This window comes from Ruminococcus sp. AM26-12LB, from assembly GCF_003480785.1.
GTDB lineage: Bacteria > Bacillota > Clostridia > Lachnospirales > Lachnospiraceae > Blautia_A > Blautia_A fusiformis.
The window spans coordinates 27,754-53,107 of the sequence record NZ_QUJX01000023.1 but is presented as its reverse complement, the minus strand read 5'-3'; the positions used below and the strand labels follow the sequence as shown (position 1 = coordinate 53,107).

The window sequence follows — 25,354 nt, the reverse complement described above, 5'->3', positions numbered from 1 at the left end:
ATTACTTGCATAAATTCGATGGACGCGTCTTATATCCCCATAGCTGACGCAAGGGGTTTTACGACGCATTGGATAAAAACCCCATAAAACGGATTTTCAGAACCTTCACAGTAACAAAAAATGGAAAACGCTTCAGAACCCGAAGCTCCAAGAATGTCCATACAGACAAAAGATCTTATAAGATATACCAACCATACCATACACCAGAAAAAAAATCACGCAAAACCCATCCAAAAATTCCACCACAATTCGACACACTCCCAGCCGACAACGAAGCACCTCGACACACTCCCAGCCGACAGCGAAGCACCTCGGCCCACCCCCTTCCCATCAAACCACAAGGAAACTCAGCCTTTCCTCCACGCCGTCCAGCGCAGCGCTGACGGCTCATCCAACTCCCGCCCAACCACCCTAACCCTACCGCCTTGAACCTCACAGCCCGAGCCGGGGATGCTGTCTGGTCTGCCTCTGCAGGAGGGGAGCTGATTCTTGGCTGGCGGAAATCTGCGTTGTTTTTCAAAAGTCCGCTGTCTGAGCGGCTGCAAGACGCGAGTTCGGACTTTTGGAAAACGCTTTTAGCAGATTCCCGGCAGCCTAGAAGCCAGCCCCCGACGAAGCCGCAGACCAGACAGCATCCCCGGCTCGGGCGTACGTTCACCCCCACCACCCTCTTCCCACCAAAATAAAAATCTGCTATAATACAACCACACAACAAAAATCAAAAATAACAAAGCGAACAATCACCAATCAATCGCATTCAAAATCCAAAGAAAGACAAGGTAAAACATAAATGAAATTTCCACCCAACATCAAAATCCCCGACTCCCTCAAAGGAGTCTTCAAAAAAAGCTCCACCCCGGATCCCCTCAGAGAACCCCGGCGCAACCCCAAGGACAACATCCCCCTGAACTTCCGCGAACGCAGCAATGCCCGCGTAAGTCTTATGGCATCCGTCATCGTCCTTGCGATCCTGGTCCTCTTCTTCAATCAGCTGGACTACCGCCTCATCCGCAAACCAGCTATAGACGCCCAGAAAAAAGCCGCGGCAGTCAAAGCCAAGGCCGATCAGGAAGCAGCCGACACCACTGCCGAAACTACCACTGCCTCCGTCATCGCAGTAGGCGACAACCTCTATCACCAGAGTCTCATCGACGCAGGCGCATCCTCTGACGGCAACTGGAACTACGACAAGATCTACACCCACATCCAGGACGCCATCAAGGACGCAGACATCAAAATGATTGATCAGGAAACCGTCTTCACAACCGACCATGACAGCGTAAGCTCCTACCCATCCTTTGCAACACCCACAGAAGTAGGAGACGCCATTATAAAAGCAGGATTCAATGTAGTAGAATCCGCCAACAACCACATCGATGACTTCGGAGAAGGCTTCCTCACAGACACACTGAACTTCTGGAAAACCAAATATCCGGATGTCACACTTCTGGGGATCCATGACTCCCAGGAAGATGCCGACACCGTCAAGATCCGTGAAGTAAACGGTATCAAGATCGCATTTCTGGATTACACCTACGGCACAAACGTAGGCGGCATTGAAGGAAAAGACTACATGATCGACATGATCCGCAAAGACAAGATCACAGCCATGATCCAGAAAGCAAAACAGCAGGCCGACTGCATCATCTTTGTAGCACACTGGGGTACCGAAGACGAAACCATGCCAAACGAATACGAAAAACAGTGGGCAGCCTACCTTATGGAGCAGGGCGTAAATGTCATCATCGGCGGACATCCACATGTACTCCAGCCATATGGCCGCCTTACTGATGACAAAGGCAATGAAACTGTAGTCTTCTACTCTCTGGGAAATTTCGTATCCACCCAGCAGAAGCTGGAAGAACTTCTCGGCGGAATGGCAAAATTCACCATTCAGAAAACCGTACAGGACGGCAAAACCTCAATTGAGATCCTGACCCCTACAGTGGAACCTCTGGTCATGCATTACAACAGCGATGCCGGTGAATTCGGACCATATATGCTTTCCGATTACACAGAAGAACTTGCATCTCAGAACGGTGTACAGTCATACATTGGTTCCGGTGTATTCACTCTTGACAACCTGAAAAAAAAGTTCAACGAGATCATGTCCATGAATGTCACTCCATCCACAGGGACCAACCTCCTGGATGTGACTATTGACACAGACCTGAACATGATCGATGCATCCGGAAATGTCGTAGAAGATACCGACTCCATCACAGCAGAAAAATATTACGCAGATAAAGGCATTGACATCACTTCCGAAGACTTTAACTCTGCTGATAATAACTCAGGCAGCACAGACGACTCCTCGGATGACGGTTCCTACGACGACAGTTACTCTGACGACGGTTCCTACGATGACGGTTCCTACGATGATGGTTCCTACGACGACGGTTCCTACGATGATGGTTCCTACGATGATGGTTCCTACGACGACGGTTCCTACGATGATGGTTCCTACGACGACGGTTCCTACGATGATGGTTCCTACGATGATAGCGAAGAATAGTGATAACTTTTCGTAACCAGTTTATACCCAGATCCATAAAATACCGGAGATCCGGCACCTCTGAAGCCAACACTTCAAAGGCACACATATCTCCGGTATTTTTATTTTATCTCTTATATTTTCTTTCAAAGATTTCGCTATACAGAATATCAGTATGTAAATATACCAACTCCATAAGCTTCCAACGGATATGCAAAAGAAAACTCCCGGTTGTCACAATTTTTCTTTTCGGCTTTAAATACCTTGCCCTTCGGAAGAAGCCCCTGCTCATCCATGATCAGCTTGTACTGTTTTTTCTTCGGAACGCCTACACGGTAATCCGGACGTGCTACCGGTGTAAAGTTGCATACTATCAGGATATTATTACGTCTTGTAGGAGATTTTCTCACAAAGCTGAAGATACTTCTGTCGCCATCGTTGGCATTGATCCACTCAAATGCAGATGGATCATTATCTGCACCGTAAAGTGCCGGATATTTGCGGTAGATATGCAGAAGATCACTGACATACTGCTGCAACTTCTGATGATTTTCCTCGCCAAGAAGATACCAGTCAAGCTCTCTGGCCTCACTCCACTCACGCAGCTGTCCGAAATCCTGTCCCATAAACAGAAGCTTCTTACCTGGATGACCGAACATAAAAGTATATCCGGCCTTCAGGTTCTTGAATTTATCATCCAGCTCTCCTGGCATCTTCTCCAGCATAGAACACTTCAGATGTACTACCTCATCATGAGACAGAACCAGAACATATTTCTCACTGTATGCATAAGTCATAGAAAATGTCATCTTATTATGATTAAATTTACGGAAATATGGATCTAGCTTCATGTATTCCAGGAAGTCGTTCATCCAGCCCATATTCCACTTCAGAGAGAATCCAAGCCCGTCGTCTTCTGCCTTACCTGTTACCATCGGCCATGCGGTAGATTCCTCTGCGATCATGACAGTTCCATGATTTCTTCCGAGAACAACGGTATTCAGATGCTTAAAAAATTCAATAGCCTCCAGATTCTTGTTTCCGCCGTATTTATTGGCGATCCACTCACCGTCTTTCTTACCGTAATCCAGGTAGAGCATGGATGCAACCGCATCTACACGAAGACCATCAACGTGGCATTCCTCTACCCAGTAAAGAGCGTTTGCGATCAGGAAATTCTTCACCTCCGGACGTCCGTAATTGTAGATCTTGGTTCCCCAATCCGGATGCTCACCCTGTCTCGGATCTGCATGCTCATATACAGCAGTTCCGTCAAAGTTAACCAGTCCGTGTGCATCCTTCGGAAAATGTGCCGGTACCCAGTCAAGAATGATACCGATTTTCTGACGGTGAAGATAATCCACCAGATATTTGAAATCCTGCGGTGTTCCGTAGCGGGAAGTCGGTGCGTAATAGCCGGTTACCTGATAGCCCCAGGAACCGTCAAAAGGATGCTCTGCGATACCCATAAGCTCCACATGGGTGTATCCCATTTTTTTGACATACTGTGCAAGCTTCGGCGCCAGTTCTCTGTAGGAATAGAAACCATCCTCATCCTCTGCTGTCTGCGGATGCTTCATCCAGGAACCCGGATGCACCTCATAGATAGACATGGCACCTGTGTCCGGATCAAAGTTCTCGCGATTTTTCATCCAGGTATCATCTTTCCATTTATAGTTGGTGATATCTGTAATACGAGAGGCTGTTCCGGGACGCATTTCAGCGGCATTGGCATATGGATCTGCCTTGTAAAGCTCCTCACCATGTGCACCTGTAATGTAAAATTTATACAGCTGTCCGATCTTCGCTCCCGGTACAAATGTCTCATAAACGCCAATGGGTCCAACTTTTTTCATGGGATTCTTCTCCGTATCCCATTCGTTGAATTCACCTATAACAGAAACCGCCTGTGCATTAGGTGCCCACACTGCAAAATAAACCCCTTTTTTCCGGTTCTGCGTGTCCGGATGTGCTCCCAGCTTCCTGTAAATATCATAATTCGTGCCCTGACCAAACAGATACTGGTCAAGCTCCGTAAATTGTAATTTCTTTCCCATTTTCAGGTACCTCCCTTTATAGTTCTGCCACCGTCCATTCCCCAATTTTAAGTGGAGTTTTTATTCTATAATTATACCAATCCCCATATTTTCAGTCAAGGAAAAACCCTCTCCGGCTAATATGTGTCTATTATCCGACAGTGTCAGATAAAGTCAAAAAAGAGACCTGAATGACGCACATTTTGTCATTCAGGTCTCTCCTGTCATTTTTTAATATTCTTCGCTTCCATCGTCATAAGATTCGTCGTAGGAACCATCATCATAGCTTCCATCATCGGAAGATCCATCCGAATAATCACTTTCGTCAGAACCATCGGAATAGTCCCCTTCATCGGAAGATCCGTCACTGACATCAGATCCGTCAGAAGAATCACTTCCATCGGAGCCATCCTCAGAGGAATCCTCTGAATCGCTGGAATTTCCTGCATATCCAGCAACACGACCAGCCTGAAGAGAGCTGTCCCAGAAGTCAGAATAGGAAGCACTCTGTAACGTAACATCCTTCGCTTCTGCAAGCTCGCTGACTGTTACAAGCTTATATCCCTGGTCGATCAGTGCCGGGATCAGCTTCTCTGTGGCACACTTCACAGATGGTTCATGAATATCATGCATCAGGATGATAGAACCATCTCCCAAGGAAGAATCATTCATGATCTGATTATAATCTGCATCCGCATCCATCAGCTTCCAGTCCAGAGAATCCGTAGACCACATGAAGAAAGGCTTGCCAACTGCACTCATCTGCTCATCTGTGATCGCGCCATACGGTGCACGACATACCGTTGATGCCTGCCCACAGGCTTTTACCAGTGCATCATCCGTCTTCTGGAACTCCTGCATAACAGAATCCAGATCCATATTCGGCAGCGTCTGTTCCGGATGATCCCAAGTATGGTTACCGATCTCGCAGCCAAGCTTTACCATTCGCTGTATGGTAGATTCACGGCCCTCCACATTCTGTCCCAGCATAAAGAACGTAACATGGATATTGTATTTCTCAACAGTATCAAGAAGTGTCTCTGTATACTCTCCAGGACCATCATCAAAGGTCAGAGCGATCATCGGGCGCTTCTTGGAAGGATCATAAGAGCCATCCTCATTAAAATAATAGTCCTTCACACCTTTCTCCACCCATCCGGTCTGCATGTATCCCTTTTTATCAAAGCTGTATGTTGTTCCGTCAATATCCGCAAAACCATTTACATAATATGTACCATCTGGATTCTGATACCACTTTCCTGTAGAATCCTCATGCCATCCCGGAGTCATAACAGAAAGCCTTTCGCCTGCTGCACTGCCCTTTACCGGCATCACCGTTGCATCCGTACCGGAATCCGCGCTGTCTGTATCCGAAGCAGCCGTATCCGTCGATGCCGTACCGTCCTTCGTACTGCTGTCTGTGGAAACTCCGGCGGTATTTGCCTGGACATTTACTGTCTCCGCATCCTTATTGCTTCCGCCGCCTGCATGGTTGACGATGGGAAGAATTACCCCTCGAACAACAAAAACCAGCAGAAGAATCGCCGCAACTACACAGGTTATCCGCTTCATCATCCGCCGCCGTCTTAACTGCTGCTGTTTTCTGCGCATCCTCTCACGCAAAACTCTTTTGTCCATTTTTTACATCCCCGTTTATATACTCATATCTTTCTTTGATATTTAATGTCTGTCTTTAATCATACCGCATTTAACGCTTAAATACAATGGAAATTCCCGAAAGAATCTCTTAATTTGTTACTGTTCACTCCGTTCTCAGTAATACACTTCGCGATGCACATGTAAAAAAAATGGTACCCGAAACACATTCCGGGCACCACACTTTTTTAGCTGCTGATACTGTCAGATCACTCCTGACCCGCTGCATCCTGATCCGCCTCGCCGTCTTCCGGCACCATATCTGTAGCCTCTGCCGCTTCCAGCTCTTCATCCACGGTACCTTCCGCACTGCTTCCGTCCGAGGAAGGATCATCTCCGTTTACTCCCTGGGTATCACCGGCAGAAACCTTCTCCTCAACTGTTGCATTGTCCAGGATAAAATCTTCCACTCTGAGAAGTCCGATGGATTCATCCACGGCTGCCTGTCCGTATTTATCTACCAGCGCAGCCAGATCCTTCACACTGTATGCTTTGATCAGTTCATCCTGGATACTGAGAGATTTTTTATCTTCAAGTGTCATATTCTCCGCATCCATGATTCCCTGTACGATCAGGTTCTGCTTTACTTTAAACTCCGCATACTGACCGCTCTGCTCCTCAAAATCATCCATGGAGATTCCCTGAGCTTTTACAAAATCCTCCAGCGTCATATCACCCTGTTTTGCATAATTCTCATACAGACTGCGAAACTCTGTCTTGGCTGTATCCAGATCCTCCTGTGGATATTCCTTCACTTCAGATGCTGAGAGCACTGTGTTCCATGCAGTTTCACGCAATGTGTTCTGTGCACTTGTCTTCGCTTCATCCTCCAGTGTGGTACGGATTTCCTTCTTGTAATCATCCACACTCTTGCAGTCTGTATTCTTGGCTACCCAGATATCGGTAAGCTCAGGTGCACGCTTAAAGCTCTGCAGAGTGACCTTAAATACCACTTCCTGTCCGGCCAGCTCTTCCGAAGAGTATTCCTTCGGGAAAGTCAGATCGAGATTCTTGGTCTCACCTTTTTTCATTCCGATGATCCCGTCCTCAAATCCGTCGATAAACGTTCCGGAGCCTATGGTCAGCTCATAATTATTTGCAGTACCGCCGTCAAAAGCCACTCCGTCTTTGGTTCCCACATAATTAATGGTAACCACATCTCCGTTCTGAACACTGCCTTCCGTTACTTCCTCAGCCTTGTTCTGAAGCTCTTCCTTGATCCTTCCGTCAACCATATCATCGGTTACGGCTTCTACTGTGTTATCAAGAGTCAGTCCCTTATATTCTCCGATGGTCACATATTTGCTCACATCATCCACGGAAACAAGCCTTGTATCTCCGGAGGCTGCCTCTTCGCTGTCTTTATTGGAATCCGTTTCTTCTGACTCTTTGGAATCTGCAGATCCGGAATCTTCTTTATCTGTTGTATCCTGCGCTTCTGCTGCAGGTTTTTTGTCATCTTTCTGGTCTGTTGATGTGCCACATGCAGTGATCGCCAGTGCCGCACACAGTGCAAGAACCATGAGATATGCTTTTTTCTTCATAACCTACTCCCTTCATCAAGTACTGTCGGTTCGATTATAATCTTTTTTTATACAGATTTGTAAAGTGTGTTTGCTGTCTTACATTTCCGGTACCGGTGTCGGTCTGGAAGAATCCCACACCTCCGATACATCAAACAGGTCACTGAGCATATCCGGATTGTAATACATTCTGTATCCATCCAGATTCCGTCTTCCCTGACGGAAATATTCACTTGTGATCTGCACAAAATACTGACTGGAATCTACATTGCAGAAATAGCGGTAGCCACGGCTTTTGTAATACTCATACTTCTCATTATCCGAGGTGTATCCTTCCCAATCGCCGATATCCGCACCAAAGGCAAAAATGATCATATCGGTTTTTCCGAGGATGGGTGCCACATATTTTTCCCATTTTTTATTATCGGTCTTCAACTCCGCTGCTGTGGAGCTTGTAGCGTTTCTGTGACCCCAGGTATGGCTTGCAAATTCCCACCCGTCCTTTTTCATGGCCTTCGCCACTTTTTTGGCTGCTTTTACTTCTTTATCATAGTCAAAATCCGGATTGGCCTTGAGAAAAGCCTTCTGGTCATCCTGAAGATTCTTCTTGGTCTTATATGCCCCATCTGTACGGTAGCCCAGAACACCATTATAACCGGTCATTGCCAGGATACCCTTTCTTCCATGATAGGAAAAATCCGGATGTTCTTTGATAAAGGAATCCAGGATCGGCACCACATCGTAATCTCCGGTCACAACTGTACCGTCTGCCTTCTTATACTCGCATTTGATATCTCCGTTGTCGTCGATCACCAGCTTTGTGGCAAATCCGTCTCCGTCCATATAATGATAGTAGCTGACGTCATCCTCTGAAAGAACAAAAGGAATCTTGCCTTCCGGCAGCATGATCTTTCCCCTGCTCATGGTTCCGTCATCATTGATCACAGCCATATCATGAGGACTCACCAGTACGTAACCCTTATCATACATGATCTGGAGCATTTTTTTGAACTCACTGACTGTGGTCATCATCTGATTATATCCGGCCTCATCGGAATCTCCGTCAAAGGCCAGTGAGGTATTCACGATCAGGGAATGAAAAAATACATGGGTGATATTCTCAAGTGGATATTCCACACAGGCATCTCTTTTTTTCATGTAGGCTGCTGCTGCTTCCTGCATCTTGTCACTAGTGGCAAATTTCCAGTTGTTTTTCAACACGGAGATCGCGCCGGTGTAATCATACTGCTGTGCCAGTTTTTTGGCTTTTTTGAGAAGTGTTTTTTCGTCTGAGGAAGTACTGTCGGAGCTGTTCTCGGCAGCTTCCCTTTTCTGTGTTTCTTTTTCTGCCTTTTTTTCTTCCTTCGGTGTCTCGGTAGCTGCCGGCTGGTCCTCCGGGTCCGCTGCTACTTTGGCTTCTTCGGACTGTTCTTCTTCGGCTTCTGCAGCTTCTGCTTCCGCTTCATCAGACTGTGTATCCTCGTCATCCTGTGTCCCGGAGATCATATTGTCCACCTGAACAGTGACCGGATGGTTTCCGCCCACAAGAAGTGACGCCGCAAGCACTGTTGTCAGTACACCTGCAATTTTTTTCTTCATAATAATATATATGCCCCTTTCTAAAAGTCCCCTCGTATCTCCGGATATGACCGTTACATCGGCGGTACCGGTGTCGGTCTTGCCGGATCAAAAACATCTTTTACGTCAAAAAGATCGGATAACAGTTCCGGGTTATAATACATACGGTATCCATCCAGATTCCGTCTTCCCTGACGGAAGTACCGATCCCGGATCTGTACATAATACTGGCTGGAATCCACGTTGCAGTAATAATTATATCCCTGCCCCTTCAGATATTCGAATTTATCCCCGGAATACTCCTGGTCATTGGTAATGTCGGTTCCAAAAGCAAAAATGATAACATCCGTTCCCCCGATCAGCGGATCTACATTTTTCTTGAAACGTTCGGTATCTGCCTGAAGCTTCTCCAGTGTGACCTGTCCCACATTCTGATGTCCCCAGGTATGGCTCGCAAATTCCCAGCCTTCTGCCTTCATGGCATCGGCAACCTTTTTTGCGGCTGCCCGTTCTTTTTCCAGGCTGAAATCCGGATGTGCATCCAGCCACTGTACTTTATTTTCATCCAGATCTGCCGGACGGGTCTCATAGCTTTCGTCGGTCCGGTATCCCAGGATCCCGTTGTATCCGGTAAGTGCCAGGATTCCTTTTGCACCGCGGTATGAGAAATCCGGATGCTTTTCCACAAAACGGTCGATCAGCGGAACCATGTCATAATCTCCCACGGAGACACTTCCGTCATCTTCCACATATTCATTGCGGATCTTTCCTTTATCATCCACGATCAGCTTCGTGGCATAGCCGTCACCGTCCATGTAATGATAATAGCATACATCATCCTGTGAGAGGACAAACGGCGTTTTCCCAGGCGGAAGAAGAATCTCTCCCTCTGTGATATTCCCGTTGTCGTCTGCCTTTGCCATGTCCTTGATGCTTACCATCACATAGCCCTTGTCATACATGGTCTGCGTGATCTTGTTAAACTCATCAATGGTTGTCATGACCTGATTATAATCTGCTTCTTTGTAGTCTCCGTCAAACGCTTTGGATGGATCCTTGATCAGAATATGATAAAAGACATGTGTCACCTTTTCAAGGGGCCATGCCGTACAGGTTGCTTTTATGTCTTCGTATTTTTTTGCAGCTGCCTGCATCTTCTTATCAGAATCATAGGACGGAGCCTTTTTCAGAAGATCGATAGCTTTGTCATAGTTATATTGACTGGCCAGAAGCTCTGCCTCTGCGAGAGTATCTTTGGAAGCGGTCTCTGTATTTTTAGTACCTGCTTCTAAAGCTTTTTCTCCGGAAACGGTCTGTTCTTTCTGTTTGTCAGAAGAAACCGTCTTCTCTTTTGAAGCCTTCTCACTTCTGCCCTTCAGCGCACCGACTCCTACTGATGCCCCGACTGCGACGATCATTGCCGCTGTTATGATGGCCAGACGCTTTCTGCGTTCCTTCAGCTGGCGCTTTCTGCGGCGTTTCAATACCTCTTTCCGCCATTCTTCGTACTCAGGAGTCCCCATTTCCGGTCGGGTTCCCCCGGGCTTTTTCTCTTTCATATAATATTTCCTCCATCTCTGGTTTATCCATTACATATGTTAGCTCAAAGATAGTTATGTCCTGTATTCTCTGCAGCATACACAGATGAACTGCATCGTAATCATTATAACTGGTAACTGCTGAAATTTCCACCGTTCCACCTGTCTTTTTCACTTTTTTAATTGCCTTTTTGATGAAACAATGCTAAAATGTTGTTTGCGTAATGTAACCGATTGCGAAACAAATATATATACAGGGGGATTCTCAAATGAGTACAGTTACCATCGTTCTTCTGGTCATCCTCGTTATTCTGATCGCAGCAGTGATCGCACTCTATTTCTTCGGAAAAAAAGCTCAGAAAAAACAGGACGAACAGCAGGCTCAGATCCAGGCTAACAAACAGACAGTTTCCATGCTGGTCATCGATAAAAAACGGATGCCGCTGAAAGATTCCGGACTTCCACAGATGGTCATCGACCAGACACCTAAGCTTATGCGCCGGTCCAAGCTTCCGATCGTAAAAGCCAAAGTTGGTCCGAAGATCAACATCCTTATTGCAGATGAAAAAGTTTTTGATCTGATCCCGGTCAAAAAAGAGATCAAAGCTGAAGTCAGCGGCCTTTACATCGTTGGCGTAAAAGGAATCCGTGGTTCTCTCGAAGCACCACAGAAGAAGAAAAAAGGCTTCCTCGCAAGATTCCGTAAATGATCAGAATCCAAAACAGCCGCCATGCTTTCAGGAATTCCCCTGATGCATGGCGGCTGTTCTTATGTAGTGTAATTATATATCTTTTATTTTCTGCAGGATCTATAAAACAAAATCCTTGCAGTCTCTTGGCTGTACCTGGATCGCCAGATAGCAGTCTGCCACATGTTCTTCATTCATATCCAGCGCATAATCTGCTTTGATCTGAAGGTTCTCTTCGCTTTCCGTCAGCTCCAGATTCGTAGCTGAGATTCCCATCTGAAGTGTTCCGTAAGGGGTAGTATAATAGGTCATGTTTTTTTTGCCCTGTTCAAATACCATGTGTACATTGACCAGTCCCTTCTTGCTGACTTCCAGACCCTTTCCGGATACTTTTATGTAATTGATGGTGGGTTCTGCTGTTTCATCCAACAGTTCCTCATATCTGAGATAATGAGAACCATTGCGGAAATAATACTGTCCCGGAACAATGATCTCTATAGGTTCCTGATCCCCCTGTGCATCCATCATCTGAAGCCCTCTTACATGGATCAAAACTTCTTTCTGCATTCTTTTCTCCTATCATTTATGTACAGATCTGTTTAATATTTTTCGATATCGATCTTCTGTGTTTTTTCTACGTTATACGGCAGGATGGAATTGGCAAAATCCTTAAACTTCTCTGCAAGATCACTTACATAAAAGCGATACGGGAATTCCTCCTGTGCTACCTCATTGCTGGCAAGATCCAGTCTGGAGAGCAGCTTTTTAAGCTCCAGCGCCGTCTCATATGCAGGATTCACAAGGCAGACCTCCTCACCCATGATCTTGCGTATGGTAGATCTTAAAAGAGGATAGTGCGTACATCCGAGGATCAGTGTATCGATCTCCTGCTCCTGCAGCTCCTTCAGATATCTTCTGGCAACTTCCTCGGTGACCGGATCATGATACCAGCCCTCTTCTACCAGCGGAACAAACAGCGGGCACGCTTTTCCGATCACGGTGATCTCCGGATCCAGTTCCTTCAGATAAGAGGCATGGATACCGCTTCCTACCGTGCCCACCGTTCCGATAATGCCCACCCGTTTATTTCTGGTTTCCTGGGCAGCAACTTTGGCACCGGCCTCGATCACTCCAAGGATCGGGATATCCAGTTCATCCTTCACCGCATCCAGAGCAAATGCACTGGCTGTATTACAGGCCACCACAATGGCCTTCACCTTCTGTTCCTGCAGAAAATGAATGATCTGGCGGGAATAACGGATCACCGTTTCTCTGGATTTGCTTCCATAGGGAACTCTGGCTGTGTCTCCGAAATATACGATTTTTTCCGATGGGAGATTGCGCATGATCTCCCGGGCTACTGTCAGTCCTCCGATACCGGAATCAAACACACCCACCGGTGCGTTTCTGTCTATATTCATTGATCTTATCTCCTGAAATAATTAATCGAACGTGATTGGTCCGTTGAAATATTGTATCACCAATCCAGGGCTTGCGCAAGCCAGAAGGATATCTTCACCGGCTTATTTTCCCCGTTGTCCTCTGCTTTTTCAAAACAGAATTCCGGGTAGATCGTTCCCCACCAGGCATAAAACTGTGGCTGCTGATCACCGGCAGTTCTTCTCTCCCAGGTACTCCCTGCAAGGATCACTGCCGTGAGCAAAAGGAACCCTCCTGCTTTTTTTAATACATGCTTCTTCATTTTTATATGCTCCATGAGCAAGCCCTCCTGTCAAAAATCTTCTGATGATCTTATCCAGAGATATATTGTACGATTTATCGTACTGATCATCATCTATATTATTAACAGTCCGGCTCCCATCTATTCATTACTGCCGTAATCCACTTCCAGAAGCTCACCTTCCACCCATATCTCCGGAAGCCAGGGCAGCGTTCCATCCTGACAGAACTGATGATATACCTCCCGCAGAGTCACACCCTTCTTCTGCTGCCCGGATGTGCGGTTCTCCTGGATTCCCTGAAGGTATTCCCCTATGGAGCTTTCCCGGGCTCCCTTCCAGTGAAAAACATCTCCCAGCATATCCGTCCGGAACACGTAGACATCCTCTCCGATATGCTCTTCCTGCTTCAGATATCCGATCAGTGCTTCCCGGGATCCCTCTTCCAGGATCTGTTCATCCAGGATCAGCACTTCAAGATGACCCAGATCCAGAAATTTTTCCTGAGACCGGTTGTAGACTGCCTCGATCTCCTGAAAATCCCGGCCGGAAAGAGTCAGCACAGAAATCGGATCTTCGTCCGGTTTTTCCTGTCCGGTAGCTGTACTCATATCCGGCATTGCATATTTCAGCACAAAGCCATTCTCTGAAACACCGGCCCCCAGTGCCAGCGGATAAGCTCTTTTTTCCGGTTCTACTGCCGCACAGCCTGATCCCGTCAAAGTGATGACCAGGACAAGTCCTGCCACAGTTACTTTTTTCTTCCGTCTTCCCCGGTTTTCCGTACTGAGAAAAAGCTGTATCACAAGCAGAAACGGCACAAAGATGTACCCCAGATACCAGCCATAATACTCCCGGATCCCCATCCCGTTTCTCTCATACAGGGAAAGCAGCCAGCCTGCTGCCGGGATCCAGTACCGACCGGTCCCGAATCCGGTTTTTTCCGCGATCTGATTTCCGTAATGAAACAAACTTCCCAGAGAAAACAAAAGTCCGAATACCAGAAACCCCATCCATATCACATCAAATCTCGCCAGTACGTTTCCCGGAAGATCTGCCCCCTCCAGAAGAGGCAGTACCGGACAGATCTCGTTTTTAAGGCGTGCACCTCCAAAGACTGCCGGAAGAAGGAGCTGCATTCCAAAAATGATCCCGCAAACTGTAAGAAAAGCCAGGATCACAGGTTTTCTGGCACTTCCCTGTTTTTTTGCATACTCCAGCCCGAAGGGAAGAAGTCCTGCTCCTGAAAAAGCACACAAAAGTGTATACAAATCATGGAGCCATCGCTCTCCTGTAAATCCTGTTTCCGGATCTTTCATCACTTCCATAAAGTACTCTGTTTTTCCCTGCCCTGCACATAAAAGCATCAGAAGAAGGATCCCTGCCAGAAAAATCCTTCCGGACACCTCAGCGATCCGCCCTCTTCTCTGCATTCCGCGATGCGTTCCCAGACTACAGGCTGCAACTGCAAGAAGAGACAGCCATTTTCCGGAAATCCCGCTGATCAGACTTTCCGGGATCACCTCCCCCAGAAGGCCCGAAAGAAATGCCGAACTTGCGATCACATATACCAAAAAGAACAGGCCAATAAATCGTACAGTAAAACTTCCTGTCCTTTTGGAAAGCTCTCCATATGCAGGTGTCAGACGTATCAGCCAGATCACATAAAAAGAGAGCACTACGGCCGCAGCAGCTGTCCCTGCCATGGCACTGATGCCCAACATCGCTCCATTCTTAAACAGGCACAGCAGAAACGGCGCCGGAAACACCAGTATGATCTGCCGAAAAAGCTGTCTGTGGGAAATCCTGTTATTCTCCGCAAATCTCATAACCTTTATCCTTTCCGGCTCCATGGCCTTGTCCGAAGCCTGCGTTTCTGGGCATTTCTGGCATACAGCGGCCGGAATTTCCGCTTCCGGAAGGGCTGTCGCAAAATCCTTCCACCGGTTTCCGCCTCACTGTTCTTCTCTACAAAAGGTACCAGATATGGGACACCGAAGCTTAAAAGTCCTGCCAGATGCGCCATGGTGAGATACAGTCCCAACACGATTCCGAATATACCTAGAAATCCTCCCAGAAACAGAAAAGCGTACTTCAGAAGCCGGAATGCAGAAGCAAATTCCTCATTAGGTATAGCCAGTGATCCCAGTGCTGTCAGTGCCACGATGATCACTACCACCGGGCTGACAAGATTGGCCTCCACCGCAGCCTGTCCGATGATCAGTCCTCCTACGATCCCAATGGCATTTCCAAGAGCTCCCGGGATCCGCACACCAGCCTCCCGTATCAACTCAAAAGACAGTTCCAGGAACACCAGCTCCACTACACTGGAAAATGGAACGCCCTCTCTTGCCTGTGCAAAGGAAAGGATCAGATTCGCCGGAAGGATCTGTGTATGAAACCGGATCACAGCCAGATAAAGTCCGGGGAGCAGCGTTGCCACAGCCATGGCCAGATACCGGAGCACCCGCAGGAAGGATGCCATCTCAAAACGGTTGTACCAGTCTTCACTGCTTTCCATAAAACTGTTGAATGCTCCGGGAACCACCAGTGCCACCGGCGAATTGTCGCAGAGCAGAACTGCTTTTCCATTCAGCAGCTCCTGGGCAGCCCGGTCCGGCCGCTCCGTTGTCTGAAACTGAGGAAAGGGAGAATACCATGCTTCTTCTGTCAGCTGTTCCAGCATCCCGCTGTCCAGGATCCCGTCCACTGTAAAAGATTCCAGGCGCTCTTTCACAGCAGTCAGAAGCTCCTCATGGACCAGATCCTCCACATAAAGAAGCTGTACCACCGTATTGGAGCGTACACCGATGCTGCTCTGCTCCACCTTCAGCCTGGTATCCCGGATCCGCTTTCTCACAAGGGCCGCATTGGTTTTTACACTGTCACAGAACCCCTCCTTGGAGCCTCTGAGGACCTTTTCCGTTTTCACCTCTGATACAGCCAACCCCGGATATCCTTTACTGGAAATTTTCATTGCTTTGTCGTATCCATCCAGAAAGAAAACTGCATTTCCCGAAAGAATGGCACCAAATACCTCCTCCATGGAAGACAGCTCCTTCACATCTGCAATTCCAAGACTGTTTCGGCGGATAAATTCCCGGATCTTTTCCTCCGGGATCTCCCAGAAATGATTGATCATTTTTCCGATAGCAGAATCATCCAGCATCATGTTTGAAACCGCAACCTCAATATAGACCATCAGACAGTCCGCCTTATGTCCCTCACCAAGGCGCATGGGCCTGATCAGGATATCATCGCAGTTTTCACACCGTTTCCGGATATACGATTCATTTTCATGAAGAGATATCGATATCTTCCTTGTTTCCATAAAGTCACCATCCTTTACAGCAAGTTCCCCCACTGCTTATTGCTTTTCGCAATTGAAACAGGGGACTTACTTGATTCGCTTAAAAAAAGAGATGCCCCAATGACATCTCTCTTAATATTCCCGCATATCCGGTTCTTATTCTTTTTTCTCGGCCTCTTTGGCCTCATTCTCCGCGCGGATAGTACGGATGATCGCTTTTCGTTGATTCTCCAGATGATGGAAAGAAATATCCTGCGCCTTTTGCACATCTCCTTCACGGATGGCTTTTACCAGTTCTTCATGCTCACTGACCAGAAGATTTCTTGTCTGCTCCTCCTTCAGATACTCTACACGATAGCGATACATCTGCTCACGGAGATTATTCAGGACCTGATTCAGACGCTTATTATCAGAAGCCTGATATATGATCTCGTGGAAAGCCACATCGGTTTCCGCCAGACGGACCAGATTTCCCTCTGCTTTTGTTTTTTCAAATTCCTTGGCTGCCACCCAGAGCCTTCCCAGCTCATCCTCTGTGATCAGCTTGCACGCTTTTTCTATGGCAACATTTTCGAGGGCGATACGCACCTCCAGAACATCGTTCAGATCCTTCTCTGTGATGCTGGCTACCTGTGCACCTCTGCGTGGGATCATCACTACAAGACCTTCCTGCTCCAGCTTGCGCATAGCCTCACGCACCGGTGTTCTGCTCACGCCAAGACGCTCTGCAAGGGCAATCTCCAGAAGTCTTTCGCCCGGCTTCAGCTCTCCCTTCAGGATTGCCTGCCGCAAGGTGTTAAAAACAACATCCCGAAGCGGCAGATATTCATTCATATCCACAGAAAAATCACTTGTCATTTGTAACTCCTCCATCTCTATTGTAAATATCCGTGGCAAATACAGTCTTTGCAAGCCCGCTCTTTCTGAGGCTTCTGGCTGCCGCGGCCATCTTATCCCTGTTATCAAAGATTCCAAACACAGTAGGACCGCTTCCGCTCATCACGGCTTTCAGCGCACCTTTTTCTTCCATAAGGTTCTTGATATTGCCGATCACAGGATACTGTCGGATGATCCCCGGTTCAAATACATTCTCCATTCTGGATGCCATGGCATACAGATCATTATTTCTGATAGCTCCGATGAGTCCATCGATGTCCGGATGTTTTCCGATCCCTTCCAGATTCAGATTCTCATAGGCTGTTTTTGTGGAAACATTGATTCCCGGTTTTCCTATCAGAACATAACATTTCGGAACTTCCGGAAGTCTGGTCAGCTTCTCTCCGATTCCCTCCGCAAGAGCTGTTCCCCGCATGATACAATACGGAACATCTGCTCCGACCTTTACTGCACGTTCCATCAGCTGTTCTTCGGTAAGCCCTAAATGGAACATCCAGTTCACACCCACAAATGCGGCCGCTGCATCGGAGCTGCCTCCTGCCATGCCTGCTGCCACCGGGATAAATTTACGAAGCTTGATGGAAAGTCCCTCTTCAACATCGAACTCCTCCATCAGCATCTGTGCTGCCTTATATACAAGATTTCTCTGATCTGTAGGAATAAACGGAAGATTGGTCGTCAGTACGATCCCCGGCCGTCTGGTCTTTCTGATATCCAGGATATCATACATACGGATGGTCTGCATGATCATGCGTACCTCATGATAACCGTCCTCTCTCTTTCCCAGAACATCAAGTCCGAGATTGATCTTTGCCATTGCTTTTAAACGCATAAGCCCCTCCATTTGTACTTTGTATACAGTATTTATACATGTATTTTATATGATTTTTACATTCTTTTCAACAGCAAAATATTCCACTTTTTATTTGATCTGACCTTCCACTTTTTTCACAACAAGAAGCGGAGTTCCCGGAGAGGGTTCCTGATTTTCCTTGAGAGCATTGATCGTCCGGATCTCCTGGATAGATGTGTGATATTTCCTTGCGATATCCCACAATTCATCTCCCGGTTTTACCATATAAACCAGGATTCCCGGCATAGCCTGAAGTTTTTTCATATCCAGTGGTTTTTCCTCTACTTTCTCAATGATAAATACCGGTTCTCTGGCAACTGCCAGAAGCTCCAGTCCTACAGTTACCCGGATTTCGATCTCATTTCCATCTGCCATGGCTGCGGAAAGCTGCTCCAGCTTTGCTTTTAACTGATAACAGCTGTCCTGTCGGATCCCTCTTGCTTCCACCATATGGGAAAACGGTATCATTGCCTCCATGGAATAAAACGGCATATCATCATTTCCAATAATGTACAGGATCTTCAGCATGACCACACCATCTGCCTGCACACCGTTCTCTACGATCCTGGTCTTATCGATCTTCACTTTTCCCTGACTGTGACACAGCTGGAGGACTTTTCCCTGAGTCTCCTTTACCTGGATCCTGTCACTGATCCTGCATCTGGAAAAATTACGTACCAGAAGTCGTTCCAGTACCTCATTCTTTCCTTCCGGAACACATTCACGGATCGGTGTATACACATCGGTAATAAGATCATATTCCTCTTCCCTGAAAAATTTCATATCCAGCTCCAGCACAACATCCGAAACAAGGATCCGTTCTTCCCCATCGACATCCGGTTTGGCCTCCAGGCTCTGATGCATCACCGAAGCTTCGATCAGCGGGATCAGTTCCTCCGTGCAGTCCGGACATTCCACTTCTCCGGAAAAAGGCAGCGAATATTCCAGCCACTGCACCGGGGCTTCTGTATCTTCTGCTCCGTACAGCACAAAAACAGACAGCTCTCCCCTTGCCTTTACCACATTTTCCTCCGGCTTCAGATCCAGTCCCCGTACATCCATAGTATACCAGATCAGGCTGGCGATATCCGGACGATTGGAGGCAATGGTATACTCATCCTTGATCCGGAGTGTATCTTTTTTATGTACGGTAAGTCCCAGAAAACGGACTGTTTTTTTTCTGACGGATACCTCTTCTGCATCCAGCGCCACCGGAAGGCGGATCTGTTCCGTTTCATCCACAGTCGCACAAAAAGTTACCAAAGCTTTGATATTGAGCTTTCTGGAATGGATCAGGCGGATCGTAAGATCTTCAATTTCCCACTTCAGACACATTTTATCCCCGTTTATGATATCCTTCAGGTTCAAGGTTTCCTCAAATGGAAGTTTTGCAGTAAGACTGCTGACGATCCCTCTTTCTTCCCCCACATAAAGGATATCTACCTGCAGATTTCCCGTAAGAATACCTTTCCCGTCAGTAAGACGGACATCATCCATAATGATCCTGCCCTTATTCTGGATCAGTCTTCCTGCATCCGGTTTTGCATCCGGTACATTAAAATCCTCATCAAAAGTGATCTGACTTTTTGCCCTGCTTTTTTCCTTTAATATCTGCATGCTTTCTTTTTTTAATTCCACAGTCTATTCCCCTTTCTCCGACTCTTTTTTCACCGGACTGCTGCTTTCCCGGAACGTTACCGGCTTTTCCTGTTTCCGGGTTTTTATCACAATGCAGGGATAGGACGGAACTCCTGCCTCCTTAAGATCCTCCGGTCCAAGAAGTTTTGTAACAAAAAATATCCCATTCGAGGATTCTCCAAGCTCCTCTACCTGGATACTGTATCCGCCACTCATCTGCCGCCCGTACCCTTTGGCCAGGTAAAGATCCTCTCCGGTTTCATAACTCAGCTGAAATTCCTTTTCCTTTTTTTCTTCCATAAGCCTGGAAAGCTCCTCCGGGATATCCCGGCGTTCCACAACGGTGTAATCTACCGGTTTTCGTTCTTCTTCCTCCACCCGGACAAATCGACACCCGGAAAGCAGCAGTGCCAGCACGGCAGCTGTCAGCACGATCCGCAGAAATACTGCTTTTTTCATAATATAAGCCACCTGCATGATTCGTTACTGTTCACTCCGTTCTCAGTAACACGCTTTGCGGAAGATCACCAGTAAACAGTAACCATTATTCAGTATTTATTCTATGTGAGCAGGGAAAGATTTATTGCAACTATCGGATTTTCTTCGTATAATATAAAAATACCATCTTACTGCGGAACTCTCCGCAAGTATCTATAACAGAAAGGACAAAAGACATGATTCGATTCATACTTGTCTGTATCGTGGTGATCGCCTATCTGGTGCTGACCATTCCGGTTCTCCTTGTAGAATGGATCATCGGGAAATTTTCTCCCATGACTAAGGATATCAGCTCTCTGCGCATGGTACAGGCCATATTCAAATTCATCCTGTGGATCACAGGCGCCAAAGTCACCGTCATCGGCGAAGAAAACGTTCCAAAGGATCAGGCTGTTCTCTATGTAGCAAACCACCGGAGCTATTTCGACATCCTGCTCACCTACAGCCGCTGTCCGATCCGCACCGGCTATGTTGCCAAGAAGGAAATGGAGCATTATCCGCTGCTCTCCAACTGGATGCGCAATCTCTACTGTCTCTTTCTCGACAGAGAGGATATCAAGCAGGGTCTGAAAACGATCCTTCAGGCCGCAGACTATGTGAAATCCGGCATTTCCGTATGTATCTTCCCGGAAGGAACCAGAAATAAGAATGCTGATGAAACAGAAATGCTACCTTTCCATGACGGTAGCTTCAAGATCGCAGCCAGAGCCAAAAGCCCGATCATTCCTATTGCGATCAGCAACTCTGCCAATATCTGGGAGGCCAATTTCCCGAAGATGACACCTACACACGTAGTGATCGAATATGGCAAGCCTATCATTCCTTCAGAGCTTGACCGGGATACTCAGCGCCGCTTAGGTTCCTATACACAGGATATCATCAAAGAAATGCTGATCAAAAACAAAGAACTGGTGTGAACATCAAAAAAACCATATCTATGTCTGTTTTTCGACATAAGATATGGTTTTTTTATTACTGTGTACCTGCTCCCAGGATTTTTTCCGCATTTTCGATCCGTTCTTTTGTTGGCGGATCAATTCCCTTCAGCGGATAATCAATATGCAGATTTTCCCATTTAAAGGTTCCGAGTGTGTGATATGGAAGAACCTCCACTCTCTCAACTGTCTTCAGTGTTGCGATAAAGTCAGCCAGCCGGTGGAGATAGTCATCCCGGTCATTGCGTTCCGGAACCAGTACGTGACGGATCCACATGGATACGCCCATATCGGAAAGCTTCCGGGCCATGGCAAGGATATTTTTATTGGTACATCCTGTGAGGATCTTATGCTGTTCCTCATCAATGTGCTTGATATCCAGCATGACAAGATCTGTGTACTTCATCAGCTCTTCCCATTTTTCATACCACGGACCCTCTTCTGTGTAAGGGTTGCCGCTGGTATCAAGTGTTGTGTGGATCCCAAGTTTTTTTGCTTTTCTGAACAGCTCAGTGAGGAAATCGATCTGTAACAGTGGCTCGCCTCCACTCACAGTAATACCGCCCTTACTTCCCCAGTAAGAGCGGTATCGACAGGCTTTTTCAAGCAGCTCATCTGCTGTGTACTCCGTCCCTGTTTTCATTTGCCAGGTGTCCGGATTGTGGCAGAACTGACAGCGCATGGCGCAGCCGCTCAAAAAGATCACATACCGGACTCCTGGTCCGTCAACAGAGCCGAAGCTCTCCAGTGAGTGGACGTAGCCAGTGATTTTTTTCTGGTCGTCCATATTTTTTGTTACATCCTTTCGTGGCAGGTTCTTGCGATAACGTCAAGCTGCTGCTCTCTTGTAAGGTCGATGAACTTAACAGCGTATCCGGAAACACGGATCGTGAAGTTTGCATACTCCTCTTTTTCCGGATGCTCCATAGCATCGATAAGTTTCTCTTTACCGAATACGTTTACATTGAGGTGATGTGCACCACGGTCAAAGTATCCGTCAAGTACATTTACAAGATTCTCTGTACGCTCTTCCTCAGAATGGCCAAGTGCATCCGGGTTGATCGTCTGAGTATTGGAGATTCCGTCAAGGGCATCCTCATAGTCAAGCTTTGCAACAGAGTTCAGGGAAGCAAGAAGTCCGTTCTGCTCTGCGCCGTAAGACGGGTTTGCTCCCGGTGCCAGAGGCTCGCCGGCTTTTCTTCCGTCCGGAAGAGATCCTGTAGCTTTACCATAAACAACGTTGGATGTGATGGTAAGGATGGATGTGGTTGGCTTGGAATCACGATAGGTATGGATGTGTTTCAGCTTCTCAAGGAATGTGGAAAGCAGCGTTGTTGCGATCTCGTCTGCTCTGTCATCATCGTTACCATAACGTGGGAAGTCACCCTCAACCTGGAAGTCTGTTGTGATTCCGTCCTCGTCACGGATTGCTTTTACTTTTGCATATTTGATAGCGGAAAGGGAATCTACTACGTGTGAGAATCCGGCGATACCTGTTGCGAAGGAACGGTCAACCTTTGTATCGATAAGTGCCATCTCAGCTGCCTCATAGTAGTATTTATCATGCATGTAGTGGATCATGTTCAGTGTTCCAACATACAGATGTGCAAGCCAGTCCATCATCTGATCGTATTTTGCGATTACTTCGTCATAGTCAAGGTACTCGGAAGTGATCGGCTGATACTGAGGTCCTACCTGCTGTTTTGTCTTCTCATCAACACCACCGTTGATCGCATAAAGAAGGCATTTTGCAAGGTTTGCACGAGCGCCGAAGAACTGCATCTCTTTACCTGTCTCTGTAGCAGATACACAGCAGCAGATGCTATAGTCATCGCCCCATACCGGACGCATAACATCATCGTTCTCATACTGGATGGAACTTGTTGTAACAGAGATGTCTGCTGCATATTTCTTGAAGTTCTCAGGCAGTCTTGAAGAGTAGAGAACTGTAAGATTCGGCTCCGGAGCCGGTCCCATATCCTCAAGTGTATGAAGGAAACGATAGTCGTTCTTTGTTACCATGGAACGTCCGTCCTGTCCCATACCTGCTACTTCCAGAGTTGCCCATACCGGGTCACCGGAGAAGAGCTGGTTGTAAGACGGGATACGAGCGAATTTAACCATACGGAATTTCATTACGATATGGTCAACAAGCTCCTGTGCCTCTTTCTCTGTAAGAGTTCCGTTCTCAAGGTCTCTCTCAATATAGATATCAAGGAATGTGGAGATACGTCCAACACTCATTGCAGCTCCGTTCTGAGTTTTGATCGCTGCAAGATATCCGAAGTACAGCCACTGGAATGCTTCCTTTGCATTCTTAGCCGGCTGGGAAATATCAAAGCCATAGATCTGAGCCATTTCTTTCATCTTCTTCAGAGCACGGATCTGATCTGCGATCTCCTCACGAAGCTGGAAGTCATAACGTCTCATACCCTGACGGTCGCATGCTGCGAAATCTTTCTCTTTACCTGCGATCAGATGATCGATTCCGTAAAGAGCAACTCGTCTGTAATCACCTACGATACGTCCACGTCCGTAAGTATCCGGAAGTCCTGTAAGGATCTTGTTGTGACGTGCTCTCTTCATCTCCGGTGTGTAGATATCGAATACACCCTGGTTGTGTGTTTTGAACTCATAGTTGTTGAAAACATCTTTGATTTTGTCGCTTACATGGTATCCATAAGTCTCACATGCCTGCTCTGCCATTTTGATTCCGCCGTATGGCATGAAAGCACGTTTCAGAGGTTTGTCTGTCTGAAGACCTACAACCTGCTCCAGGTCTTTGAGTTCCTCATCGATATATCCAGGACCGTATGCTGTAATTCCTGTTACTACCTCTGTCTCCATATCAAGAACGCCGCCTTTAGCACGCTCCTCTTTCTGAAGCTCCTGAAGTTTGCCCCAGAGTTTATCTGTTGCCTCTGTTGGTGCTTCCAGGAAGGAAGCATCTCCATCATATGGTGTATAGTTCATACTGATGAAATTACGAACATCGATCTTCTCTTTCCAACGATCACCCTTAAAACCATTCCACTGTTCAAAATCAACTTTTGCCAATTTGTTACACATCCTTTCCTGTTGTCTCAATATTTCGTTCACCGCCCGCGCAGTTAGTAATATATAACATTTCTCATGACGACCATAAGATAACAGATTCCGAATTTAAAGTCAACAGCTTGGAAGTATGTTCTTTATAATATACATGTAATTGTATTATTGATAAAAATAATGAGAAAATTGTACCAGATATTGTACAATGTCGGGCGTCTGACGGACGCTCCTGGGCGGAGAGCCTGTGTCTTCTGACGGATAGTTTCTTTCCAGGGGGGGACACTTTGGCAGTGAAGCTCTTTCCCTTTCGGGGGGACACTTTGGCGTGGGCAGGTTTGCGAGGGGGAAAGGCGCTCGGAGTTACGAAGCCCGCTTTTCCCCCTCGCGCTCCCCCTTTCCGGGCACGTCGCCGTTCTGCGCTGTGGTATGGGGTAGTGTATTGGTAAATGCCTGTATGCTGCTGTATTGGTGGCGTCAGGCTAAGCCGATTTTTTTGTTCCGCCGGACGGAAGGCGGTCTGCGCAGCAGACCTGTTCCTGGTGGTTGTTGTATTGCTGGCGCTAATATCTGCTCCTGCCTGTTGTTCTATTGCTGGCGCTAATATCTGCTCCTGCCTGCTGTATTGCTGGTGCTGACCTGCTCCTGCCTGTTGTTCTATTGCCGGCGCTGACCTGCTTCTGCCTGTCGCTGTATTGACGGCGCTGACCTGCTCCTGCCTGCTGTATTGCTGGTGCTCACTTGCTCCCGTCTGTTGTCGCATCACTGGCATAGACCTGCTTCTGCCTGTCGCTGTATTGACGACGCTCACTTACTCCCGTCTATTGTCACATCACTGGCATAAACCTACTTCCGCCTGTCGCTGTATTGCCGGCGCTCACCTGCCTCCGTCTTCCGTCTATTGTCGCATCACTGGCATAAACCCGCTCCCATTAACAACAGGGAACAGGCCCGCTGCGCGGGCCGCTTTCCCGTCCGACGA

20 protein-coding genes are annotated in these 25,354 nt (G+C 47.2%); 3 read left to right on the top strand and 17 right to left on the bottom strand.

Going from position 1 to position 25,354, the window contains the following annotated elements; all coding sequences use genetic code 11:
* Nucleotides 1-790: 790 nt before the first annotated feature.
* Entirely contained in the window at nucleotides 791-2,515 is a 1,725-nt protein-coding gene (locus DW694_RS15365) for a CapA family protein (RefSeq protein ID WP_286187216.1), read from the top strand.
* 149 nt (nucleotides 2,516-2,664) lie between these two features.
* On the opposite strand, the gene glgB is transcribed toward DW694_RS15365, so the two are convergent.
* The 6 genes from glgB to DW694_RS16775 form a co-directional block, all read right to left on the bottom strand.
* Nucleotides 2,665-4,551: a 1,4-alpha-glucan branching protein GlgB gene (gene glgB / locus DW694_RS15360; RefSeq protein WP_110104071.1), complete on the bottom strand. Its 1,887-nt coding sequence runs from the start codon at nucleotides 4,549-4,551 to the stop codon at nucleotides 2,665-2,667.
* Between the two features lie 210 nt (nucleotides 4,552-4,761).
* The gene (locus DW694_RS15355) at nucleotides 4,762-6,168 is read right to left on the bottom strand and encodes a polysaccharide deacetylase family protein (protein ID WP_118607951.1); all 1,407 of its coding nucleotides are present in this window, start codon (nucleotides 6,166-6,168) and stop codon (nucleotides 4,762-4,764) included.
* 227 nt (nucleotides 6,169-6,395) lie between these two features.
* The gene (gene tig, locus DW694_RS15350) at nucleotides 6,396-7,730 is read right to left on the bottom strand and encodes a trigger factor (protein ID WP_118607952.1); all 1,335 of its coding nucleotides are present in this window, start codon (nucleotides 7,728-7,730) and stop codon (nucleotides 6,396-6,398) included.
* A 78-nt stretch (nucleotides 7,731-7,808) separates the two neighbouring features.
* Nucleotides 7,809-9,308, bottom strand: a complete 1,500-nt coding sequence (locus tag DW694_RS15345; protein ID WP_021653067.1) for a polysaccharide deacetylase family protein — start codon at nucleotides 9,306-9,308, stop codon at nucleotides 7,809-7,811.
* A gap of 53 nt (nucleotides 9,309-9,361) precedes the next feature.
* Nucleotides 9,362-10,846 (bottom strand): polysaccharide deacetylase family protein, encoded by a 1,485-nt coding sequence (locus DW694_RS15340; RefSeq protein ID WP_330577113.1) that lies wholly within the window; start codon nucleotides 10,844-10,846, stop codon nucleotides 9,362-9,364.
* The gene (locus DW694_RS16775) at nucleotides 10,797-11,000 is read right to left on the bottom strand and encodes a hypothetical protein (protein ID WP_021653069.1); all 204 of its coding nucleotides are present in this window, start codon (nucleotides 10,998-11,000) and stop codon (nucleotides 10,797-10,799) included. Before DW694_RS16775 ends, DW694_RS15340 begins: the two co-directional genes overlap by 50 nt.
* Before the next feature lie 94 nt (nucleotides 11,001-11,094).
* Here DW694_RS16775 and DW694_RS15335 point away from each other — a divergent pair, with 94 nt between their 5' ends.
* Nucleotides 11,095-11,535, top strand: coding sequence for a type IV pilin (locus DW694_RS15335; protein WP_021653070.1), 441 nt, complete (start codon nucleotides 11,095-11,097; stop codon nucleotides 11,533-11,535).
* Nucleotides 11,536-11,634: 99 nt separating this feature from the next.
* Here the strand turns inward: DW694_RS15335 and DW694_RS15330 are convergent, their stop codons facing one another.
* The 9 genes from DW694_RS15330 to DW694_RS15290 all read right to left on the bottom strand — a co-directional run bounded on the left by DW694_RS15330 (nucleotide 11,635) and on the right by DW694_RS15290 (nucleotide 20,350).
* Nucleotides 11,635-12,081 (bottom strand): DUF1934 domain-containing protein, encoded by a 447-nt coding sequence (locus DW694_RS15330; RefSeq protein WP_021653071.1) that lies wholly within the window; start codon nucleotides 12,079-12,081, stop codon nucleotides 11,635-11,637.
* Between the two features lie 32 nt (nucleotides 12,082-12,113).
* Complete coding sequence (gene murI / locus DW694_RS15325; RefSeq protein ID WP_021653072.1) at nucleotides 12,114-12,935, bottom strand: glutamate racemase; 822 nt, start codon at nucleotides 12,933-12,935, stop codon at nucleotides 12,114-12,116.
* 56 nt (nucleotides 12,936-12,991) lie between these two features.
* Nucleotides 12,992-13,231, bottom strand: a complete 240-nt coding sequence (locus DW694_RS15320) for a hypothetical protein (RefSeq protein WP_118753281.1) — start codon at nucleotides 13,229-13,231, stop codon at nucleotides 12,992-12,994.
* 105 nt (nucleotides 13,232-13,336) lie between these two features.
* Nucleotides 13,337-15,022 carry a GerAB/ArcD/ProY family transporter gene (locus tag DW694_RS15315; RefSeq protein WP_114001951.1) on the bottom strand — a complete coding sequence of 562 codons (1,686 nt, stop codon included), beginning with the start codon at nucleotides 15,020-15,022 and terminating at the stop codon, nucleotides 13,337-13,339.
* 5 nt (nucleotides 15,023-15,027) lie between these two features.
* A complete protein-coding gene (locus tag DW694_RS15310) occupies nucleotides 15,028-16,524 on the bottom strand; it encodes a spore germination protein (protein ID WP_118753280.1) in 1,497 nt (498 codons plus the stop codon).
* 135 nt (nucleotides 16,525-16,659) lie between these two features.
* Entirely contained in the window at nucleotides 16,660-17,361 is a 702-nt protein-coding gene (locus tag DW694_RS15305; RefSeq protein WP_022427303.1) for a GntR family transcriptional regulator, read from the bottom strand.
* Nucleotides 17,351-18,232 carry a 4-(cytidine 5'-diphospho)-2-C-methyl-D-erythritol kinase gene (ispE, locus tag DW694_RS15300; RefSeq protein ID WP_118753279.1) on the bottom strand — a complete coding sequence of 294 codons (882 nt, stop codon included), beginning with the start codon at nucleotides 18,230-18,232 and terminating at the stop codon, nucleotides 17,351-17,353. The genes DW694_RS15305 and ispE overlap by 11 nt, the downstream gene beginning before the upstream one ends.
* Before the next feature lie 90 nt (nucleotides 18,233-18,322).
* Nucleotides 18,323-19,891 carry an SPOCS domain-containing protein gene (locus tag DW694_RS15295; protein ID WP_173741150.1) on the bottom strand — a complete coding sequence of 523 codons (1,569 nt, stop codon included), beginning with the start codon at nucleotides 19,889-19,891 and terminating at the stop codon, nucleotides 18,323-18,325.
* Nucleotides 19,892-19,894: 3 nt separating this feature from the next.
* Complete coding sequence (locus DW694_RS15290; protein WP_114001930.1) at nucleotides 19,895-20,350, bottom strand: protease complex subunit PrcB family protein; 456 nt, start codon at nucleotides 20,348-20,350, stop codon at nucleotides 19,895-19,897.
* A gap of 215 nt (nucleotides 20,351-20,565) precedes the next feature.
* On the opposite strand from DW694_RS15290, the gene DW694_RS15285 reads away from it, so the two are divergent.
* A complete protein-coding gene (locus DW694_RS15285; protein ID WP_015525341.1) occupies nucleotides 20,566-21,306 on the top strand; it encodes a lysophospholipid acyltransferase family protein in 741 nt (246 codons plus the stop codon).
* 55 nt (nucleotides 21,307-21,361) lie between these two features.
* Here DW694_RS15285 and pflA read toward each other — a convergent pair whose 3' ends face one another.
* Nucleotides 21,362-22,111: a pyruvate formate-lyase-activating protein gene (gene pflA, locus DW694_RS15280; RefSeq protein ID WP_022427299.1), complete on the bottom strand. Its 750-nt coding sequence runs from the start codon at nucleotides 22,109-22,111 to the stop codon at nucleotides 21,362-21,364.
* An 8-nt stretch (nucleotides 22,112-22,119) separates the two neighbouring features.
* Nucleotides 22,120-24,393: a formate C-acetyltransferase gene (gene pflB, locus DW694_RS15275; RefSeq protein WP_092073058.1), complete on the bottom strand. Its 2,274-nt coding sequence runs from the start codon at nucleotides 24,391-24,393 to the stop codon at nucleotides 22,120-22,122.
* Between the last annotated feature and the right edge of the window lie 961 nt (nucleotides 24,394-25,354).

Excerpts from the sequence above, each read along its gene's own strand:
- pflA (WP_022427299.1), bottom strand. The coding sequence starts at position 22,111 with ATGGACGACCAGAAAAAAATCACTGGCTACGTCCACTCACTGGAGAGC.
- DW694_RS15335 (WP_021653070.1), top strand. The coding sequence starts at position 11,095 with ATGAGTACAGTTACCATCGTTCTTCTGGTCATCCTCGTTATTCTGATC.
- DW694_RS15310 (WP_118753280.1), bottom strand. The coding sequence starts at position 16,524 with ATGGAAACAAGGAAGATATCGATATCTCTTCATGAAAATGAATCGTAT.
- DW694_RS15330 (WP_021653071.1), bottom strand. The coding sequence starts at position 12,081 with ATGCAGAAAGAAGTTTTGATCCATGTAAGAGGGCTTCAGATGATGGAT.
- tig (WP_118607952.1), bottom strand. The coding sequence starts at position 7,730 with ATGAAGAAAAAAGCATATCTCATGGTTCTTGCACTGTGTGCGGCACTG.
- ispE (WP_118753279.1), bottom strand. The coding sequence starts at position 18,232 with ATGCGTTTAAAAGCAATGGCAAAGATCAATCTCGGACTTGATGTTCTG.
- glgB (WP_110104071.1), bottom strand. The coding sequence starts at position 4,551 with ATGGGAAAGAAATTACAATTTACGGAGCTTGACCAGTATCTGTTTGGT.
- DW694_RS15320 (WP_118753281.1), bottom strand. The coding sequence starts at position 13,231 with ATGGAGCATATAAAAATGAAGAAGCATGTATTAAAAAAAGCAGGAGGG.
- DW694_RS15305 (WP_022427303.1), bottom strand. The coding sequence starts at position 17,361 with ATGACAAGTGATTTTTCTGTGGATATGAATGAATATCTGCCGCTTCGG.
- murI (WP_021653072.1), bottom strand. The coding sequence starts at position 12,935 with ATGAATATAGACAGAAACGCACCGGTGGGTGTGTTTGATTCCGGTATC.
- DW694_RS15355 (WP_118607951.1), bottom strand. The coding sequence starts at position 6,168 with ATGGACAAAAGAGTTTTGCGTGAGAGGATGCGCAGAAAACAGCAGCAG.
- DW694_RS15315 (WP_114001951.1), bottom strand. The coding sequence starts at position 15,022 with ATGAGATTTGCGGAGAATAACAGGATTTCCCACAGACAGCTTTTTCGG.
- DW694_RS15285 (WP_015525341.1), top strand. The coding sequence starts at position 20,566 with ATGATTCGATTCATACTTGTCTGTATCGTGGTGATCGCCTATCTGGTG.
- DW694_RS15365 (WP_286187216.1), top strand. The coding sequence starts at position 791 with ATGAAATTTCCACCCAACATCAAAATCCCCGACTCCCTCAAAGGAGTC.
- DW694_RS15345 (WP_021653067.1), bottom strand. The coding sequence starts at position 9,308 with ATGAAGAAAAAAATTGCAGGTGTACTGACAACAGTGCTTGCGGCGTCA.
- pflB (WP_092073058.1), bottom strand. The coding sequence starts at position 24,393 with ATGTGTAACAAATTGGCAAAAGTTGATTTTGAACAGTGGAATGGTTTT.
- DW694_RS15340 (WP_330577113.1), bottom strand. The coding sequence starts at position 10,846 with ATGAAAGAGAAAAAGCCCGGGGGAACCCGACCGGAAATGGGGACTCCT.
- DW694_RS15290 (WP_114001930.1), bottom strand. The coding sequence starts at position 20,350 with ATGAAAAAAGCAGTATTTCTGCGGATCGTGCTGACAGCTGCCGTGCTG.